Annotated in this window: 10 protein-coding genes; 8 read left to right on the forward strand and 2 right to left on the reverse strand. The window is 49.0% G+C overall.

What is annotated here, in order from left to right; translation table 11 throughout:
- Window positions 1–390 precede the first annotated feature (390 nt).
- Entirely contained in the window at window positions 391–7,902 is a 7,512-nt protein-coding gene (locus tag JIN82_RS01025) for a LamG-like jellyroll fold domain-containing protein (RefSeq protein ID WP_200309772.1), read from the reverse strand.
- Between the two features lie 452 nt (window positions 7,903–8,354).
- Between JIN82_RS01025 and JIN82_RS01030 the strand changes: the two genes are divergently transcribed.
- The 8 genes from JIN82_RS01030 to JIN82_RS01065 all read left to right on the forward strand — a co-directional run bounded on the left by JIN82_RS01030 (window position 8,355) and on the right by JIN82_RS01065 (window position 15,640).
- Window positions 8,355–9,797 (forward strand): sulfatase-like hydrolase/transferase, encoded by a 1,443-nt coding sequence (locus JIN82_RS01030; protein WP_200309773.1) that lies wholly within the window; start codon window positions 8,355–8,357, stop codon window positions 9,795–9,797.
- A 117-nt stretch (window positions 9,798–9,914) separates the two neighbouring features.
- Window positions 9,915–10,781: a hypothetical protein gene (locus tag JIN82_RS01035; RefSeq protein WP_200309774.1), complete on the forward strand. Its 867-nt coding sequence runs from the start codon at window positions 9,915–9,917 to the stop codon at window positions 10,779–10,781.
- Window positions 10,782–10,869: 88 nt separating this feature from the next.
- Window positions 10,870–11,109 (forward strand): acyl carrier protein, encoded by a 240-nt coding sequence (locus tag JIN82_RS01040; protein WP_200309775.1) that lies wholly within the window; start codon window positions 10,870–10,872, stop codon window positions 11,107–11,109.
- Window positions 11,110–11,267: 158 nt separating this feature from the next.
- On the forward strand, window positions 11,268–11,804 hold the full coding sequence (locus JIN82_RS01045; RefSeq protein ID WP_200309776.1) for a hypothetical protein: 537 nt from the start codon (window positions 11,268–11,270) through the stop codon (window positions 11,802–11,804).
- Between the two features lie 9 nt (window positions 11,805–11,813).
- Window positions 11,814–12,686, forward strand: a complete 873-nt coding sequence (locus JIN82_RS01050; RefSeq protein WP_200309777.1) for a LysM peptidoglycan-binding domain-containing protein — start codon at window positions 11,814–11,816, stop codon at window positions 12,684–12,686.
- 100 nt (window positions 12,687–12,786) lie between these two features.
- Window positions 12,787–13,740, forward strand: coding sequence for an acetyl-CoA carboxylase carboxyltransferase subunit alpha (locus JIN82_RS01055; RefSeq protein ID WP_200309778.1), 954 nt, complete (start codon window positions 12,787–12,789; stop codon window positions 13,738–13,740).
- A gap of 200 nt (window positions 13,741–13,940) precedes the next feature.
- The gene (locus JIN82_RS01060) at window positions 13,941–15,131 is read left to right on the forward strand and encodes an amino acid aminotransferase (RefSeq protein WP_200309779.1); all 1,191 of its coding nucleotides are present in this window, start codon (window positions 13,941–13,943) and stop codon (window positions 15,129–15,131) included.
- A gap of 110 nt (window positions 15,132–15,241) precedes the next feature.
- Complete coding sequence (locus JIN82_RS01065; protein ID WP_200309780.1) at window positions 15,242–15,640, forward strand: VOC family protein; 399 nt, start codon at window positions 15,242–15,244, stop codon at window positions 15,638–15,640.
- Window positions 15,641–15,649: 9 nt separating this feature from the next.
- Here JIN82_RS01065 and JIN82_RS01070 read toward each other — a convergent pair whose 3' ends face one another.
- Window positions 15,650–21,379 (reverse strand): alpha-2-macroglobulin family protein, encoded by a 5,730-nt coding sequence (locus tag JIN82_RS01070; RefSeq protein ID WP_200309781.1) that lies wholly within the window; start codon window positions 21,377–21,379, stop codon window positions 15,650–15,652.
- Window positions 21,380–21,519 lie beyond the last annotated feature (140 nt).

The following is a 21,519-nucleotide window of genomic DNA, read 5'->3' on the forward strand; positions in this document are numbered from 1 at the left end:
TGAAAAATGCCGTTTGTTTAGATTTTTCAATGAGTTCCGGGAGATAAACGGTTTAGTTTGATTTGGCTGATCAACAGAAAGATTGTTTGATGGATTCAGCCTATGCTCACGGAAATCAGTAGTTTAAGAAGCTTGGGGGCTGCTGAGTTTACATGTCACTTGCTGTTGCTGAACCGTTTAGCTGGTGGATGACACAAGGTGTTAATTAAATTAGTATAACATGTTAAATTTAGCAGATTTTCAGCTGATATTTTCAGTAGGTGAGAGGACCCTAGATTGTTCGTAATTGATTTTTGCAGATAAATCAATGATGCGGACACAAAAGACCCAGCTAGAAATGCTTCTAGCTGGGCCGGTTGAAGGTCTATCTATTTGAGCTAGTGGAGTGGATTATTCAATGATCATGCGATAGAAAACTGGCTGGTCATCGATAGGCACGATGAGGGCCCATTCTTGCACATTACCAATTTCAGCCATCAGCTGGGTATTGATCTCTTCGTTGGCGAGCTCGGTCCATGACACCATGTCATGAGAGATCTGCCAACGGTGGCTGAGCCCCTGAGCGTCAGTATTCAGCGAGAACTTAATTTGCAGTTCTCCATCCTGAGTTGGAGTCGGCAGGTAAATGCCGCTACTTGTGTGATTAGGATCGGTACCGAGGTAGTACTCTTGCATGTTGTTGTAGCCATCACCATCAGCATCGACGGTGGCTGCTTGCAGCTCTTGGGCGACACTCTCCGCGTTGACCCACTGGTTGTAGTGGGTATTTGGGAAATTATCAGCAATCACTACCATGCGCATTTCTAGCAGGGTGAAGTTAGCATCCGGACCGTAGATCAAGACGGTGTCAAAGGCCCGCGTATTGTCGAAGCTGAAGCGCGAGTGATATGGCGAATTATCATCGATGTCCACATTGAGCATGGAATCAATGACGATGCCATCAGCGCCACCAGCGAGCAGGTAGATGTCGATGTTATTATCGCGATAGGTCACTGAGCTGCTGTTACGGCCGTAGAGGTCGATGACAAATTTCAGCCCATTGGCTACGGCGACACCCTGTGGGACCTCGTAGTATAGGTAGGCTCCAGCGGATTGGTTTTTGGTGCGGAAGCCGAAGTTGACATCTTCTTGCTCCGGCAGCTCAAGCGCTGGCTCGTAGGCGTTGTAATCAAACACGTCGTTGAGAGTATCGGCTACCGAGCCCTTAAATCCATTGCTTGAGATATCATCGCGGGCTGTTAGCGGAACCAGATCAGCGGAGGCCTCAAGGTAGCTAGGATCTTGATAGATGATCAAGCTGTAGGCTTTGCTGAGCTGGTAGCCAGCTGGATCGGTGAGTAGGATCTCAATGTCGAAGCTAGAGATATTAGCTGGCAGCAGAGAGGCATCGGCAATGCTGATGGCGCCCGTATTGGCATCAATCTGAAGTGTGCCGCTAAGCTCGTCAACGAGTTCGTAGAGGTGCTGGTCAGTGGTATTGAAATCTTCGATCTCAATGGTGGCGATGATTTCACCAGCTTCTGAGTACGGCGTGATGACGGCAACTTGGGTAAGCTCAAGTGATGTCGGTGGCAGAGCCGCTAGCCCGACTATATCTTCAGCTGACAAGGTTGTCTTGAAGATATTCAGCTGGCTGATTTCACCCTGCCAATACTCGCTGGACGAATGAGTGCTAGCCGCGCTCAGTGAACTAGCCTGGCCTAGCTGGCTGGAAAACTCACCTTCAGCAACGAGCAAGCCGTTGAGGTAAATGGATGCATGAGATCCATTCACGGTGAATCCATAGTGATGCCATTCACTGACTTGATTAGCCACATCGTAGCTCACTTGGCTGCCATTGAAGCTGAGGACTATTTCTCCACTAGCGGATAGGCTGGCGATCAGCGGCTTGGACTCTGTTTCTAGCTCAAACAAGACTTGGGGGCCGTCTTGGATTTCATCCACTTTGGCCCAGCTGGCAAAGGTGAATTGGCCATTGATAGCTGAGACCGCCTCAGCTGGAACATGCAGCGACGCCGATTGGGTAGTCAAACTGGCGCTGTGCAAAAAGTCGCTGTAGTTGCGGTAATAATCACCAGCAGCATGGATGTGGTTGGCCATGCCGGAAATGTCGTTGATATCTTCGCCGTATTCTTCGTAGCTGAGGTAGCTGGCGACTTCACCTAGGAAGTGGCGGTTGACTTGATTCGCCGACAGCGATTTGCGGTACAGGTGGATTTCGTCAAACGACGCCAGTGAGGTGGAATTGCCGTCGCTATTGGCAGCGAAGGTGATGGATTCGAATGTATGCGGCAGGCCAGCTGGCTGAGCGATGGTATTTTTCAACTCACCATTGACGTATATTTCCAGCTGCTCGCCGTTGTATTGCACCACAAAATGAGTCCATTCAAACTCATCAAAGTGACTCGCACCAACGTTGGCATAAGTTTTTTCATCACCTTTGATCCAGACTCGCAGAGCGTTGCTATCACGTTGTTCAATCCAGATGCCTTTGCCGCTGCCATCATTCAGCTGGAATAAGCGAACATGGCCAGCTTCCTCAACAAACTTTGTCCAGAATGAGATGGCAAATTCATCTGAATGTTCATTGAGCTCAGCAACGAGCTCACTAGGGAGTGACGCGTATCCTCCATTGAATTTGATGGCTTTGCCAAAGGCGCCGTCGTCAATGATTTCGTAGTCGCCGGTGAAGTTTGCTTGATAGTTGCCGTGGCGCACTTCGTCCATCGTGCCGGATTCGAAGTTGAACCAGCTGAACATGCGCGGAAGCACTTCAATATCGATGTCAGCGTCGACGTTGTTGAGTGTGTCACCCACGTTGTAGCGAATTGAGTCGAACCCGCTAAACCCATAGTCAGGCACGTAGTGAACCGTATTGTCAAAAATAACGTATGCGTGACCATCTTCCATTTCTTCGAGCTCGGCGAGCGTGAGGTGCTCATTTTCCGCATCAGTATCATTAGCGACCGGATCAAATTCGAGGATGTCATTTTCAATCATGACGTAGCTATCCCCACCAACCACAGGCGCTTGGTTTGCCTTAATCATGGTTGTCACCGTGTAGTTAGTTTCCTGCAATGTAACAGACGCGCGGTTGACAACTTGTTGATATTCGCCGCCCTCAGGCATGATCTCCACAGTATACGTGTACAGTCGGTTCAGGTAGGCGTCGATGTGTAGTTGATCGATCTCGTAGTTCGCGCCGAGGTCGATAACCACTTCGTTAGTTTTACCTTCAGCTGACCAACGGTTAGCGTCGTCATCAATGATGCCGTCGATGATGTTAGTCGCTGGGTTCTCATCTTGCTGGCCACTCACTGAAGCAATGGTCTTGTTGAGGGCAACATTGACACCCTCGCTGAAGACTTCGATTTCTCTGATAGAAACCCAGGTGTTGTCGTGTTTGTTATTGGTTTTGAATCTAACGTAACGACCAGTCGTCGGGGTAATATCGATAACATCTGACAAATCGCCAGTGAGCACGGTGATAGTGATTTCGTGTTCGGTATCAAAGAGCTCAGTTTCGGATAGGAGTTCGTCTTTGTGTAAGTAGATTTCGCCAGTCTGGTTATCAATTTTCAAATACCCGTAAACATCAGTACCATCGTCATCTAGCAAGTAGATGTGTTTGTCCTCGGCATTCAGGTCATTAGCGGTAACGGTAGAAACAAGATCGCCAATTTGCGAAACTTGGGAAATGTAGAGAATCTCATCAGCCTCGCCATATTGGTTGGTAAAGGTCAACGAGCTCGGCTCTTCGCGTGAGGTTTCGTAAGCAAGTTCATCACCAAATGCTGAGGTGTAAACCATGAGTTCATCAACCAAGGCATAATGCGATGCGGAGCCGTCAATATTTTGGCCAATGACGAGACGGTCGAGGTCCAGCTGGCTATTCTGGCTGATTGAATTTTGCGCAACTAATACGCCATTTTGATAGATTCTGAGCTCAGCTAGATCGGCGTCTTTTACCAAGATCCAGTGGTTATAGAGTGAGGAGTCCATTGCGGTTGTTAGGTCCGCAGTGGTATTGTCTGCACCTACTGACCAGCTCACTCTAGATGCGCTCGAGTTAGATAATTTCATCACCGTCTGACCGGTCTCATTGATACCATGCAGGATCGTTGAAGCCGTTGTTGGATCACTGGATTTCATCCAGAATGAGATGGAGAAGTTAGAAGCATTTTTCACTTCATCAATCATTGGAAGCTCGAGGCCAGCCACGGTGAGGTCAATGCCTTTACCCAGCGCACCATCGTTGATTGAGCTAGCGCCTAACTCTAATGCGTTATGTTGGGAAAATGCGCTAGAGTCAGCAAGGTAGCCATTTTGCAATGTCTCACCACGGTAGCTGAGAACGCCTCCGAGTGCGTCATCTTTGATGCGCTCAGCGGTGAGGATGTGGTTGTAGATACGCAGATCGTCAATGTCAGCTGAGCACCCGTTTCCGAGAGTGAGAGAAACGAGATCGCTAACGGATCTATTTTTACCAGAGTTGCTGCCAACCTGCTCGCCATTGAGATACAGGTACATTTTACCAGTTTCTGTATCTTTGGTGATAGACCAATGCTGCCATTGGTCGTAGATCATATCATCTTTCACCGTGAAGGTATCGAGGCCGCTGTCATCACGCCCTGAGGATATTCTTACATCGTAGGCGGTGTAGGGAGTAAAGATATTGAAGACGTCCTGGCCAGCTGAGTTGAGGCCTTGCAGCATCTTGTTTTGATTGCTGGTATCACCGTCGACTCTGGTCCAGAAGGTGATCGTGTATTGTGATTCAATGCTATCAAAGATGGCGGCAGGCAGCTGGAAATGGTCAGCTGATTCGCTTTCTCTAAAGCTTAATGATTGGCCCCAAATGCCGTCGTCTGCCCAGTGGCTGTTAGCTGGTGAATCTGTCCAGCCGTGCAGACCATTGCCAGATGAATCAAGCAGCTGGCTGTCACCGGCGGAACCGTCCATTTTGTAGTAAGCAACGAGTCCTTGGCTGAGCAAGTTGATAGTTGCTGTGTAGCTAGTATTCTGGCTGTCCTGAGCGGTGTAGACCAAGGTGGTGGTGCCGACAAATGGCGCGGTTGGGGTGAACAGGATTGAGCCGTCACGGAGGATTTCAGTAGCGTAATAATCGTTGGCGGTGACGTCGGTCACTTGCAGGGAATCACCCTCTGGAGAAATATCATTAACCAAAACATCGTAGCTGAATTCTTGGCCTTGCTCGCCAACAATGAAATCATCCATCGCCCCGGGCGTATCGCAGAAAATATATTGAGTCGAGGTGCCTGAGTCTAGCACGGAGGCTGACACTTTAATGCGAGCGCGGCCAGAGACTCCAGATGGAGTCACTGTGAGCTGGGTACCAGAAATGGAAGCACTAGCGATATCGGCATTGTCGATGACTTCAGCTGAGCAAATCAGTTGCTGGTTAAATCCATGGAAGTATTCGCTCAAATCGATCGTCACGGGAGTTTGATCACCTTGGGCGCTGGCGTAGACATTGGGCAGGTAGCGAATGTGACGCGGTGAGTCGTAGAGCTTGGAGCCATCGCTGGTATTTTCCAGATAGTGAATGTTCAACCATTCTGGGCGGGTGATGGCATTGTTTGGGATGCCGGTGCCATTAAGGCGGATGCCGGTGCCGTATTGAGCTTCCACTTCGCTATTAGTCATGCCAGCGATCACCGTCTTGGTGCCCTCGGGCATCAGCACGTAATCGTCAGCCTGTTGGGCCATGTGAATAGCCATCGGCGTATTGGCAAAATTATCTGCGTCAAAAGTAAAGTAGCTGCGATAGCTCAAGTTGTTATAAACATTGTCAATCAAGCCACCAAAGTCCGTAGCCTTTTTGGTATCCATGTTCATGTCCGCCGGTTCTTTTGGCGTCTCTCCCATGTCGATGACACGCTGCTGGTAGTTAGCAATTGCCTCAGCTGAGAGTTGCTCGAAAATGATCTCACCTTGCACAAACTGCTTATTGGGTTTGTTCCAGTTTTTATTCCACTCGATGTTAACGACGTTTTTGAGGTAGGCGTTGTATAAATACGAGGTACCTTGGCGTGGTGATGATTCGTAGCCGTGCACAAAGCCTTCGATGTGGGCATTAAAGATGTCCCAGCCACCAGTGTTGTGGAATGCTTTGTAGCCGGTGCCTGATGGATTATTGACATCGTTAACCAGCGTCAGGCCATTGACGGTCACGCCACCAGAGTACCAGCGGTCCATGCCAGACTCGACGCTCCAGCCAGTGAAATCTTCGATGAGTCCTTTGAATCCACCACCACTGCGGCCTAAACGGTGGCCGTGGCGTTTTGCAGCATAGGCGGTATTACCACGGAAATTCTGCATGTTCTGGTGGGGTGAGATGGTCTCGTCCCACGGTGATAGACCGTGCTTTTCAGGATCGCTTGTATAGGCAGCTGGCAACTCCTTGATGACTTTTGGCAAGGCGCTGTGGGAATGGTCGGGTTCTACCCAAGTGGTAAATCCAGAGCCGGATGAACCAGAGGCCACGTTGTCGATCACATCCATGTTAGTAGACGTCAGCCAGAAGCCCATGCCGCCACTACCGTTATTGCGGTTTGGTCTAGCTGAATCTGGCGTGATAGTGCGGATAGATACGTTGTTGATAAAGGCGCCTAACTCATCACCTGACTCGGCAACGTAGGCAGCGCCAGCAACATCGTAGCTGACACAGTCCTCAACAATCGCGTGGCTGGAGTGAACCACGTACCCCCAGCCTGGGCTGGTATCTACGGCACAACCGCGGATGATGCCCGGCGTGCGGTTCACGCCATTGAGGTGGGCCATGTGAAAGTGCATCGCATAGCGGGCTACTGGGTTGATCGCTGGCTCGCTCACGCTAGTGGATGAGGCGAGAGCTTCGCGTGTGGTGGCCATCAAGTTGGTGCGGCCTAAGTGGCGAAATTCGACGTATTCACAGATCACATCGCTGTGGTGCATAAACATGACGTGGCCACGGCCAGGAAATTCTGTAATCGTGCTGCGTCTATTATTCCATTGATCGTCGTGATCTACGCTGTCAGCTAGGTGAGATTCTTCGGACTTGAGAATGATGTTGCGGTTCAGGTTGATGATGTGAATTTCTAACTTCTCCTGAACCTCTGGTTTGCTCGCGCTTGGCGGCATGTGATCCTGCTCTAGCGGCTGATCGATGGTGATAGTTTTTGCGTTGCTGTCGACGGCTACGAGGTAGCGGATTTCATCGCCCTCAATGTCATGGTAGCTGTCGGTGGCGATGACGAGTTTGTCGCCGGCTTTCCAATTGCTAGGAACTTCTTTGACGGCAATGACGGATGTGCCTGCGGTGACTCCACTGGTCACGGCGTAGGGTGATTTGGCTGATCCATAGGCGCGCACTGGGCCGTTAGCTAGCAGACCAAGACCAATTTTCAGCGGATCGTAATCGGCTGAATCTGAGTCGAGCACAAACCCATCTTCTCTGTCATCAAAGATGATGGTAGCTGTGACATCGTCGTGAATTGGGTTTTCCGCAGTACCAATTTCAAGCAAACCTGTTTCGGAAGAAACTAATGATTCCACTCTCAGCTGGGTACTAACATCTTGTTGGAAACTTAGCGTGCCGTCGACACGGATGGTGCGCAGTGATTGGTCGAATATACCATCCACTAGAACCGTGAGCCCTTCGGGAATCAATACGCGAGAATCGTCAGCTGGCAGGGTGCCTGTATCCCAGATGCTAGAATCCGACCATTCGCCATCAGCGATGGCTACGTGAGTAACATGCTCGTAGGCTACTAAGGCGACCCCGTGGCGATGTTTGGCTACTGGACTAAGGTGCATGTCCATGTCCATCTCTTCTTGGGCAATGGCCACGAGAGGGAGAAATAGGGGAAAGAGTGAGGCTAGTTTGTATAGAACTCGCATGATGTTAGGGTGATTGATGGGAATCAATTGAAAGTAATTGGTGGGGGAGCTCTGGATTTTATCTGACTAATCTATTGTTAGTAGTTAGTCAGTTGTTGGGTTGTGGAAGCATTGTCATTTCATCATTTCAAATGGTGGATTTGGCAGTAATTGGCTACTGATTTGAATGAATATTCTGACGCTTTTTGAACCCTCTAGGTGCGCATTAGTTACGGGCAAGATTCGCTAGATTCAAGCTGTATTAACTACATATTATGATATTTGATAACAAATTTAACACCTTAACGATTTAGTTTTTAAGCGCCTATTGCTAAAGGACTAGAGCTTATGTTCTTAGTGAAAATTGAGTGACAAAATTGTTACTTCGGTGTTTGGATTTTTGCTGATTTTTTAAATTTCCTTGTATGAAATAAATTATCCATTTTCATGATCACACGATGAGAAGACTTTTTATGAACGCCCTGCTTTCGCTGTTAGGGTTGAGTGCTATTTCAGCTGAGGAGAAACCTAACTTCATCATGTTATTGGTAGATGACATGGGCTGGGGCGATACAGGTTTTAATGGTCATCCGGTGATCAAGACACCAAACCTAGACCAAATGGCTGAAAATGGGCTGAAGATGAATCGTTTCTATTCGACTAACTGCACGTGTTCACCATCGCGCGCTGCCATTCTAACTGGCCGTCACAATCTGCGATTGGGGCTCACGGGATTCATGTCGACGCCGAGCGACGAAAACCCAGGGACATGGCATTTGCTAGAATCTGAGATTACCTACGCAGAGGCATTGCAAGAAGCTGGTTATGCTACGGCGCATTTTGGCAAATGGCATGTCGGCTACATGTGCCCAGAGCAGAGCCCGGAACATTATTTCACTCCAGGCATGGCTGGGTTTGAGGAATGGTTTACCTCTCACAATGTCCTCTACACTTACGATCCCTATCAGGCGCTGCCACCCGGCAAGGACGAGAAGCATCTTTATTATGATCAAGGAAAATTGATTACTCTAGCGGAAGGGCAAAAGCGGCCAGAATTACGCCGCGATGATACCACGATTTTGATGGATCGCACGCTGGATTACATCGAGCGCATGCACGAGCAGGGGAGGCCATTTGCGGTGGCGACGTGGTTTCACCACATGCACGGTCCGCTGAGCCAGAACCCAGATTTGCTTTCCTTGTATCCAGCTGGCTTGCCAGCTGACGAGGTGAAATACTATTCAAATGCCAGCTCGATAGATATAGAAGTGGGCCGGCTGCGCGCTAAGCTGCGTGAGTTAGGCATTGCCGACAATACGATGATTCTTTTCACCAGTGACAATGGGCCAGTTGGCGGCACGCAATTTCGCGATAGGCTCAATCAAGGTGAAAGCCACGGTGGGCGATTTGTGTATGGCTTTAGAGGATCAGCTGGACCATTCCGCGGCGGCAAATACCACCTTGGCGAAGGTGGCATTTTGGTGCCGGGCGTGATTGAGTGGCCAGCGCAGCTGAGTCAGCCAGCGGTGACCGATGTGCCGCTGGTGCAGACCGATTATTTTCCAACCGTGCTGGAGGCCGCTGGAGTGGCGATGCCTGACGACCGCGAATACGATGGTATTTCTTGGATGCCATTATTTAGAGGGGAAAAGCTAGCGCGACCTCGTGGCATTGCTTTTTCATCTGGCCGCCAGCGTGCGTATCGCAATGACACATACAAGGTGGTGAGCGAGGACAAGCAGCCAGAGTTTACCCGTCTGTACAACCTGCTGGATGACCCGTACGAGGAGAAGAATTTGGTGAAAGAAAACCCCGAGCTTTTTGAATCTATGGTCAAAGAATACGAACAGTGGGAGCAGAAGGCGTTGGCTGACTGGCAGGTGATGCTAGTCAAAGATAAAGAGCGGAAACAATAGTTCGTCCGCATCCATCTGCAGGAGGAGAAAATTTTCCTCGGTTTAGCTGAGAGCTTGCATTCTTGTGCCTGTCTGCTTGCATGGCGAGAGTATCACCCTCAGCATTCATCCATAAACGTGAAAGAAAATAAGTCAGCACAGGCAAAGATTGTATGTAAACCAACCAACTGGTTCATCTGGCGGGCAGCCGCCATGATCATCATGTTTGGCGTGTTTGCGTTTTTATTTTTTCAAGACGGCATGTGGGGGTATCGGGAGAAAAATCTCCAGTACTACATGCATCAGACATTTAAAGATGCAGAGACTAAGTTTAATCAACAGGTTAAAGAAGGGGGCGTGGATGCCGCCAGCTGGAAATCATTTGCCGCTGAGCAGCACTGCGCGCAGCCAGAAAGTGGCGGCGACATCCTGCCACGCGAATTTTCTGCCGAGCAGCCGTGGCCAGAGATATTGGTGAACGGATTTGATGCGCTCAGCAAGGGACGACAGACCGCTAAATTTCCCCCGCTGTGGGAGGAATATACGCTGGCTGAAGGCATGGACCTTGAGCTGGATGAACACGGAGTTTTTGAAGAAGGTAAAATCAAAGAGCAATTCACCGCCATGACGGTGTGTCTGGTATTGATTGCCATTACCTTGTTTTTCCTCATCCGTACGATGCTGCGGACCATAGAAATCGATGACGAGGCGCTCTACGACCAGCTGGGGCGGCGGATTCTATTTTCCAATATCACCAAGATCGACAAACGGAAGTGGGATACCAAAGGCATGGCCTATGTGTATTTCACCCAGGATGGCAAAGAGGAAACGGCGAAGATTGATGGCCTCGTGTACGGCCAGTTCAAAGAAGAAAATGGGGCGCCCGCTGAACAGTTATTTGCTAAACTTTTAGCCAATTTTAAGGGTGAAATCATTGAATACGTCGATGATGACGAGGATTCTGAAGAGGACTTATCGGCTGATTCTGTAAAGACAGATGCATAAATAATTGCGCGGATTCATTTTATGAGTTGCCAAAACTCGATCAGCCCGTATAAATCCGCCTAGGATAATTTCAACCAACCTAACTATTATGTCAGATAGCATCGAAGCAAAAGTAAAGGCAATCATCGTAGACCAACTCGGAGTAAACGAAGACCAAGTTAATCTTGAAGCAAAATTCATTGAAGACCTCGGCGCAGACTCACTCGACACTGTTGAGCTCGTTATGGCTTTCGAAGAAGAGTTCGGTATCGAAGTACCTGACGAAGACGCAGAAAAGCTTCAGAGCGTAGGCGACGTTGTTACTTACGTAACTAACGCCAATGCTTAATTACATGCCCTTAGGCTAAAGTTTTTATTAAAAAAGGTGGGCTCTGTCATGGAGTTCACCTTTTTTATTTCTCAGCCAGCAGCTAGCTTGGCTGATGAGCTCGAGCTGCCAGCGGGTTTGTCACCGGCAACAATCGAGCCTACTATGCAATAGACACTATGACTCCAGGAAATCATTCACCTGACAGCATCCAGTATGCATTAGAAACCGCTCAGCTCTTGCATGAGCCGGATCGACGCATTGATACTTTTGGCGCGACTCGTTTCAAATTCACTCTCATCAGCGAGCTGATGGACAAAGTGGGCCAAGTGCGTGTACGCACTGGCGAGCTGGAAGCGCACAAACCGCAGATCATCCGCCCAGATGCCTACAAGGAAATCGAGCTGGAGGGATTTAATGAAAAGGCGGCTGAGTATATGGATTGGCTCAAAGAGCAGCGCATTGAGCCCGTGTTTTTCCAATACGGATTTACCTTCAAAAGAACCAACGTGCAGGAAGAGCTCATTCACGACTCTGTAGACAACGTGCGCGACCGAGTTCTGGAAGATTTACGCAAAACTGGTGACCCGATGATGGCGGTCATTGAAGGTGTGGATGACGCGTGGGAAGTCTGTTTGCTCAAGTTCTCCATCGATATTATTTCAAAATCAGCTGAGATTAACGCTTTTGATTTCAAAAGGCGTGGATTGCTGTAATCTGCCGGCATGCAATTCTGGGTATTCATTAAGTGTTTGGCCGCTACCTTTGTGATCGCATCGGTACTTGGTACTTATTGGGTGTTGGAAGAATTCAACAGCCCGCTGCTGCGTGAAGGCCCAGCTGAGTCTACCATCGTCGCCGCTCAAGAAGCCGCGATTCAGAAAAAAATGGAACAAGGCCAGCTCACCGACATCGAGCCTGGCGCCAATGCCTTTGAGCACGTCAAAGACCTGCTCATCAATGGCAAAATGGATGAGGCCGAAGCGAAGATGAAATACATCGTCAGCTTCTATCCTGCTTCTAGTGCCGCTGAAGCTTCACGCAAAATTCTCGGGGAAATGAACCTCGATAGGCTGCTAGCGCCACACGACAAACCTGTGGTTGAGGTCAAACCCGGTGATACTTATTACAAAATCTGCAACGCCAATAAAACCAGCTTGGATAACCTGATTTACCTCAACAAGCTGCGCCGCGCTACCTCGCTACAAGCTGGCGCTAAGCTCAAGGTGATGCCGCTCAATAATAGCTTGGTGGTGAACCTGCGTACTGGATGGCTCGAGCTGCTGGATAGCGATGGCCAATTCCTCAAAAACTACGCCATCATTGACGCCCGCTACGATTCTCGCAAAGGCAAATACAAAAACTCCGTGGATGCCACAGGTGGTTACGCTAACGACCGCAGAGTCGCTAAACATGGTGATGATTACCGCGCGTCAATCAAACGTATCTCGCTAGCCAAACACGCGCTGGAAATCCGCTCACAGCTAGAAGATACAGATCCAGAAGATACGGGGATATTCATTGCTAACGAAGACATCGAAGAGTTGATGTTATTGCTGCGCGCCGGCAATGCCGTGCAAGTAGTTTATCCAGAATAATCAGCCAAATTTTAGTTTGAGCCAAAAATAGCGATGGAAATCTTGTCCAATCCCTGATTGAATTCGCCAGCACAAAATTGCAACATTTTACAACTGACGCATGAAACCATTAGACTTTGAAGAACCTATCATTGAACTCGAAGCTGAGTTGGCCAAATTGAAAAAAAAGGCCAAGGGGCAGAAAATCGATATGTCTGATGAAGTGACTGCCATGGAAGGAAAATTGGCAGAAACAAAAAACCAGATTTACGAAAACCTCACTCCATGGCAACGTGTACAAATCGCACGTCATACCAACAGACCATTCATGCTCGATTACGTCGCCCACGTATTCGATGATTTCTGTGAACTCCACGGTGATCGCCACATCGGTGACGACAATGCTATGCCAGGTGGCTTTGCTACTCTAGGTGGCCAAAAAGTCGTTGTTCTCGGTCATCAAAAAGGCCGCGATACCAAAGAAAACTTACTGCGCAACTTCGGCAGCGCTCACCCAGAAGGTTATCGCAAATCCATGCGCCTGATGAAGCTGGCTGAAAAATTCAACCTGCCAGTAGTTGCCCTGATTGATACTCCGGGAGCATTCCCAGGTATTGGTGCGGAAGAACGCAACATCGCCGAAGCCATCGCCTATAACCTGCGTGAAATGGCCATGCTGAAAACACCAATCGTAGCCGTTGTGCTCGGTGAAGGTGGCTCAGGTGGCGCGCTGGGAATTGGTGTCGCTGACCGCGTCTTGATGATGGAAAATGCCTACTACTCAGTGATTTCTCCTGAAGGCTGTGCCGCCATCCTCTGGAAGCACCGCAAGCACGCTCCTGAAGCTGCTGACGCTATGAAAATTGCCGCTCCAGATCTCGGTGAACTCAATCTCATCGACGGCGTGATTAACGAACCTAAAGGTGGTGCTCACCAAGATCACCTCATCGCTGCTTCTAACCTGCGCGACGTGGTTCTTTCTCACATCAAAGAGCTGCAAGCCATGAGCACTGAGGAAATGCTCAACGCTAGATACGAAAAATTCCGCTCATACGGTGAGTGGAACCACGCATAAGTAATTCTAGCAGAATGAATTTGATTAGGTGACTCCAGCTGGGGTCACCTTTTTCTTTGCCTGTTAGTAAAACTCGACTTGTTACTAGCGGCATCCATGTGTAATTAAACCGTAGTTTGCATATTTTGCTAAAACATTCTTGTCCGGCACTGGGTGCTTGACCATGGAGTGTTCCACAAATAAATCATCAGTTTCCCATTATGTTTGAAAACGTAGAACAGGCAGCGCCGGATCCGATTCTTGGATTGACCGAAGTTTTTAATCAAGACCCTAACGTTGAGAAGATCAATCTCGGTGTAGGCGTCTATCAGGACACTAGTGGTAAAACACCAGTGTTGCCGTCAGTCAAACAGGCTGAAGCGATTGTTCTGGAGAAGGAAGTCTCTAAAGGCTACCTGCCAATTCCAGGCCTTCCAGCATATGGCAAAGCCGTTCAGACTTTGCTCTTTGGTGCTGATAGTGAGTTGCTCACATCAGGCCGCCTGTTCACAGCTCACACACCAGGTGGTACTGGTGCCCTTCGTGTAGCTGGTGATTTTCTTAAGCAAAAGACTGGTGCCAAAAAAGTTTGGCTCACCACACCTACTTGGCCTAACCACGGACCAATCTTTGCCGCAGCTGGATTAGAAAACGAAGGATTCGCTTGGTACAATGCCGAGACTAAGAGCTTCGATCTAGCCGCTGCTCTGGAAGCAATCGCTAAAATGCCAGCTGGCGACATCATCGTCCTGCACGCATGCTGTCACAACCCAACAGGCTGTGATCCAACAGTAGCTGAGTGGAAGCAAATCGCTGAAGCAGTAGCTGAGCGCGGACTCCTTCCGGTAATCGACTTCGCTTACCAAGGTTTTGCTAACGGAATCGAAGAAGACGCAGAAGGCCTTCGCCTGATGACTTCTATCTTCGGCGAAGCCATCATCTGTAGCTCGTTCTCTAAGAACTTCGGTCTCTACCGTGAGCGCACAGGTGCAGTGACTATCATCAGCAAAGACGCTGACACTGCTGGTAAAGTAGCTAGCCAAGCTAAAGTTGTAATCCGCTCAAACTACTCTAACCCACCATCACACGGTGGCCAGATCGTAGCGACTATCTTTGAAGACGCAGCTCTCATGGACATGTGGAAAGCTGACCTCACAGAAATGCGCGAGCGCATCAATGGTGTTCGTGGATCACTCGTTAGCGGACTCGCAGCTCTGCAGTCAGACGTTGACTTCTCATTTGTTGCTCAGCAGCGCGGCATGTTCTCACTGCTCGGCCTCAGCCAAGAGCAAGTGAAAGAACTTCGCGAGAAGCACTCCATCCACATGGTTGGATCTAGCCGCATCAACCTGGCTGGACTTAGCGAGAACAACATCGAGCGCTTCTGCAAGGCTGTTGCTAGCGTGCTCTAATCGCTGAATTAATTCTTATCTAGCTTACCGTCTCAGCTACCAGCTGAGGCGGTAATTTTTTGTCAAAAATTTGTCATTGGCCAACTGGCTGGAAATGATAATTTCCAATCATGGATATATTGGAGGCCGTTATTTATGCAGACGATCTAGTTGCCGCTGAGGAGTTTTACAACAAATTGTTAGTCCGTCAGCCATTGATAAAAGATGAAGGTAAACACATCTTCTATCGTCTCCAATCAAGCATGTTGCTGATTTTTAATGCCGAGCAGTCAAGCGTCCAGTGCGTGAGTGACAAACACCCCATTCCTGCCCACGGCGCCAAAGGGCCTGGTCACGTTTGTTTGTCTATGATGGGCATTGAGCCAGCAGTCTGGAGAAAGCGCCTAGCTGAGTTAGACATCGAGTTAGAACAAGACATCACCTGGCCTAACGATGGGGTGTCGCTCTACTTTCGTGATCCAGCTGGCAATAGCATAGAAATTGCTACGCCGAAGATGTGGGGGTTTTAGCTCTCATGCTTACTCAGATTTTTCAGCTACCACTGGCTGCTGAGTGCTAATGGTGGCGCTAGCCGTATTCGCGCGCATGCTCGGGTCATACATCGCTTCTACTTTTGCAGCTGGTGCAGTCGCGGTGCCAGCAAAGGCAACTCTGGCTAGATAGCTGATTTGCTGCGCTTCTCCCGACCATGACTTGTTGAGGAAAAACCGCGCCTTATCACCTCTGAGCTCGCGGTGGCTGATGCGCCAGTCGCGGCTGATCTTCGCGCTGTGTACCGAACTTTGTGAGTCGAAGTGGTCATTGATGATCTCAAACACACTTGGTAGCCTGTCCTCGATGGCGACGTAGCGAATGTCGGATGGGAAGCTAATCGTTAGCGTAACTTTGACGAGATCTCCAACAGACGGTTTATCTAGTGGCAGTTCGCTGCCGTCGGCCTGCACCACAGTGTATCTTCTATCAATAGCTAGCCCTCCAGAGGAACTAATCTTTGTCTCCTTCGACTGCGGTTTTGCGCTCAAACTGAGCTTGGCAAACAAGGGGGTATCGCTAGTAGCCACCAGGCTCTGGCCATTTTCCAGCTGGAACACATGGTGCTGAGCTGAGCTGGTTTTATCGATAGAGCCCTGTAACGTTCCCTGATTAGACGTTAGCGAGTATTTGCTAGATCCGCTAGAGTGGCTAAGTGATTTTTCATAGCTAGCCATGCCCTGCAATGCCCAGCTATTCATCCATGTTGAGCGCCAGTTTCCATTAGCTGACCGTGATGCCAGTAGATCAATCACAGCATCGTCTATCATCTCAGCTGGTGCTTTCAGCTGGCTCAGCGCCATCAGGCGTGTGGATGAATCCGTTGACCCAGCCATCCAGCTGGAGCTATTTGTGTAGCTTGTTTTCTTTTCCACAAGACTGAGCGCAGTTTCTCTATCACCACCTGATAGGTCGATAGCCATGGCGAGAAATGATTTAGCTGTTTGGCTGAGCTGGTCTCTATCTTCGTAGATACGATTTTGTATAGAACGCTGCGGTTGTTCAGCTAGGGCGAGTACATAGAGTGTTCTGCAGAGAATGTCATTATTCCAGTCATTGTCTTCGATCTTGCTCTTGCGCACATCTTTGATAATCCAATTTGTTAGTTTGGCTAGACTCGAGTTGTCCACTTTGGCTCCTCTTTTTTCAGCTAGAATGAGAGCCATGGCCCCATAGCTCGATGCCCAGCGTTCAGAACTAGAGCCACTTGGCCAGTAGGCGAGTCCGCCGTCAGTGGTTTGCATGCTCAGCAGGCGGTCCGCTCCTTTTTGTAATGCGAGCATGACATCGGCTTCATTCACTTCTTTAAATGCTGGCACGATGTGTTTCAGTTCGTTCACTGTTAGCCACGGCATCATTGAGGACGTTGTTTGCTCAACACAGCCGTATGGGTACTTCAGCAGGTAGTCTGCTGCTCCAGCTGCTTCTAGCAAGCGTGAGTTAGAAACCGTTACTTCTAGCTGGCCTCTGCCAGCTAGTAGCTCGGCGTCAAGTTGATCCGCCAGCGCTGTATTGCCGTCGATACGTGCATAGACAACTTGCGTCAGCAGTGGTGTCGGGTAGGTGCTTTCGAAGCTGTTGGTGATGTTATCGCTATGCCGTTGAATCATGGAGGCATTCAGCGTGGCTCCTTCTAGCTGCTTAGGCTTGGCTGACCATGTCCACTGCACGGTACCAGTTTTACTCACATTGATAGGAAAGCTAACTTCAGCGGATTGGCCTTTTTTCAGCTGGATTGATTTTGTGCTGCTGTGGCTACTGCCATTGGTAGACACCAGCTCGCAGATGTCGTTAGTTTCTAGAGTTACCTCCCAGCTGCCGTCGTAGTCGCTGTTATTTTGCACCAGAACCATTGGCTCCAGCTGGTCGCCTTCGCTTACGTATCTTGGAGGCATTGGCTCTAGCATGAGTTCTTTATCTACCACAAAGCTCGATGTGGATGAGCCAAACTGATCTGCGCCTTGTGCGGCCAGAGCGACCACTCGATACGTTGTTAGTGTGTCAGGTGTGGTGAAGCTTACAGAAAAGTTACCTTTTTTATCAGTCATTACCGTAGGCTGCCAGACAGCACTGGGGTCGAAATCCTCACGTGTTGCGATGTCTAGACGTGGTGCGGCGGCAAAGGCGTCATCGCCGCCAATAACAAATCCTTTATTAGCCATATAACGCAGTTCTGGGTTTTCACTGAGGTAGTTAGAAAATGAGTTTCCGCAGGTCATGCTCAATGGCCGAGAGGCAAAGAAGAACTTCAGCCAGTTTGGGTTGTTGTAGCCCATTACCGCTAGAGTGCCTTCGTCGACGGCAAATAAGGTAACCTCGGCATTAGCTGCTGGTTTTCCTGCGGCGTCTTTAACCGAGCCACTCAGCGTAATTTCGCTAGCTGGAAGTGATGAGTGTGATGGCGCGATGATTGTTATCTCGAGTTCTTTGGCGGGATCGAGCACGGCAAATTCGCAGTAACCGATGCGCATGTCGGCGTGTTTGTATTTGTGTGGGCTGTCGAGAGCGCCACGCACCACCATCACGGAGACAAAGGCATTTGGCGCTAGCTCGGCGTCGATTGGAATTTCTATCACTGGCTTTTCTGAGCTAAGCTGCATCTGGAAATGCTGCATCACATTTTCCCTCTCAAGGGTGACCAATGCGGTACCATCTATCGGCGTCATGACGAGGATTCTTGCGGTATCCCCAGCGGTGTATGTTTTTTGCTCGGGCACAAGTTTGATCTTATTGCCATCTTCAGTAGACCACGCGTAATCGTTGGCTCCGTAGACGTGTACGGCGGTCACTGTTTTCACGGTGCGGCCTTGTTTGTCTTGGCTAGTTAGGGTGATGAGATGTTCCCCAGTTAGGTCAGACGAAAATGTAAACTTGGCGGATTTCCCAGCTGGAATCGTTAATTTGCTAGAGCTGATTTTGCTGATGCGTTCTTCGTTGTTAACGCGCATTTTTCCATCACTGTTACGTACTTTTGTAGTCTCGTGATAGACACGCTCCACGCTCACCTCAAGCTCTTGATCCTCAGCTGCCAGTTCCCCATTGATGTCGACCGCGAGGATGTCTAACTCAGCGCTATCTCCGATGCGCATAAGTTTATTGATGCGCGAAATACCTAGGTAAATAGAGCAGGGGTGAATAGTGGTATTGCTATTGGTAGTCAGCGTTTGCTCGCGGCTGTCGGTGACTTCTGCGGTCACTGAAAGCATCAGAGGGGAGGGAAATTCGCTAGCTGGAACTTCGAGCTCTTTGCTTATATTTCCATCTTCGTCGAGTAGCAGGTTGCCGTTGAGCGATTTGCTAGAAGGTACATTTGACTCGCTTTGATAGGAATCGTTGTAGCCATAGTAATGTGCCCAGTAGCCGTAGTCGTAATGGCGATGGTTGCCAAATTTGTAGTCACGGAATTTCTCGGGATAGAAACCCACATTGCGGCTAAATAAATGCCATGCAACTCTAGCTGAGGCGACGGGCATGCCTTGGTAGTAATTTGCTTTGGCTGACCAGGTGATTTTTTCACTGGCGATTTCCGGCTCATCTATCTGGCTGGATACCTCAAAGGCATTGCGACGGAATTCTTGCACGTGAAATCCGCTGCGGAAATTATACATTTGCTCCCACCTCCAGTTAGAAATGGATTCTGGCTTAGCTGGTCCAACGAGTTTGAACTCGACCGTGAAATACCCTACGGTTTCGTTAGGCAGAGTGAATGATTTGTCGAAGGCACCTTTTTCAGAGAACTCGATATCTTCGGAGATGAGTGAGCGCGAGCGGCTGTCGTTAATGATTAACTTGGCAGATTTGATATCGCTGAACTTGACTGAAGATCCTTCTAGCTGGCGCAGTAGCGCCTTCAGGTTGACTTGCTCGCCTGGACGATAGAGTGATCTATCAGTGAAGATAGAGAGCTTTTGAATTTTATCGGCTGGGGCATCCCAGCTGTAGTTGATAGGGAAGCGCCACATGGAAATATTTTGCATCTGCCTATCAAAGGGAACGATATATTGATCGTCATCTTTGCTGGCTACTAGATGAGTGATTGAGTCGTTGTTAGCTAGGATGACAACGCCATTTTGGTCGGCCTCATATTGTTCGATAAACTGGGCGTCATCGCCGTAGGCTTTGATCGTGAAATTAGGAATGGGTTTGCCATTGTTATAGCTGAATCCATAGATCATGGTCTGTTGAGCTCCTTGCTTCCAGCTGAGGCCGATGTCAGTTAGTTGGATGATAGACTGGCTAATACAGCCACTGTTTGGCGCTAATTTTTTTGCTTTCCCCTCAACTGAAGCAAACATCAAGCTCGGCTTGCGATTGCCCTGTAGAACCTCGTTCCAGCTGAGTTTGATTTCAGCGCTGGTGTCGATTTTGTTATCTAGGAATATCTCGCTATCGTAGATGGATTTTCCTGAGACGAGTGAGAAGGGGAGTGATTGTTTTGGGCTGACAGTTTGTCCGTTATGCCCCCAGCCAGTGTAATGTTGATAGCCTAGCATGGCGCGAACCGCTTGTTCGGCGTCGAGATGTTTGATGCGAATTCTAGCGGAGTCTATATTGACGGTATCTATGTTATAGTCGCGGCTGCCGTAAAGTTGCTGAGCTGTGATGAATGATGGCAGCGCGATGCCCGGCGCGAGCCGATAGAATGTAAAATCTCGTCTATCATCTTCAGCTAGATATAGCCCGTTGATAGAACTTAGGCCTTTTTTGATGGTGATGTTCCAGCTTTCTCGTTGTGAGAACTGCCCTTTAATGGTGAGCGTTTTTTTATCATCTTCTAGCTGATAGCGGATGTTGGCCAACTTAGGGCTCAGATTGATATACTCGGGGAGTTTGTCGATGGTGGATTGATCTAGCGGGTAGTTGAAATGAATCTTAAGCGTTCTCGGCTGATTGGCTTCTACCGCAGGGGTGATGTTATCAATTTCGAATGCATTGAGGTCGCCAATCCACTGAGATGTACTGCGTGCTGTTCTTGCTGTTCTTGATTTGTTAGGCGTGTCGGCTGGTATTACCAAATACCAGTTTTGGCCAATTGGTAGTGGTTTGATAGGTTCTATAACAACCGCGGTTGAAAGTGGGGCCTCGTCGGCAAGTTCTAGCTGGGCGATTTCCTTCAACTCAGGGTTGATGGCTTCGCGGAAGCGCTGAAGTCGGGGTTTTACTCTGTAGTAGTCAGATTGGCAATCGGCCCAAGTAGCGGTGCGCGCTTTGACTGGCACCTTCACCCCTGACTTGTCCTGAAAGTAGACCAGCAGCGGCATGTTCTCGGCATTGATTTCGTCGTTGAAGGCTAGATAGACTTTTGGGCTCCTTGAGTAGGCTAAGCTATCTCCTATGGTGCGGCTACGGACGACGTCGAATGATTCGCTATTGATGAGAAAATCATTGCCTCTCTGAATTGCGGAACCGTCTAGGTGGCTGGCTTCGGCGACGATTTCTAGCTTGTATTTGATGCCGATGATAGGCAGCTGGCCGGGAATGAATTCTGCTTTGTTAGGCGTGTGCCATTTGAGCATTCCGCGCACCTCGGGAGTTACCTTAACAAGTGTATTTTGCGCGACTTTACCTACCTGATCGTCGCCAACCATCTGTTTCTCGAAAGTGACAAAGATCTTCGACTCTGGCGTCCATTTACGACTGCTGGACTTAAATACTGGGGAGGCGAGTGTGAACTGGACGAGCAGTAGACTCAGGATGGTGAAAGGGAGTAGCTTCATGATCAGAAAAAATTCAAACCATATACTAGACATAAACAGCCGCAGTCGGCGATGAAATTTAGTTTAAATATTTGTCAGCAATGAGATGATTTTGTCTTGGCTGATAGTTAGGATACAAAAAAAGGCATGCCGACTGCCGG

Source organism: Persicirhabdus sediminis (genome assembly GCF_016595495.1).
Classification (GTDB): Bacteria; Verrucomicrobiota; Verrucomicrobiia; order Verrucomicrobiales; family Akkermansiaceae; genus Persicirhabdus; species Persicirhabdus sediminis.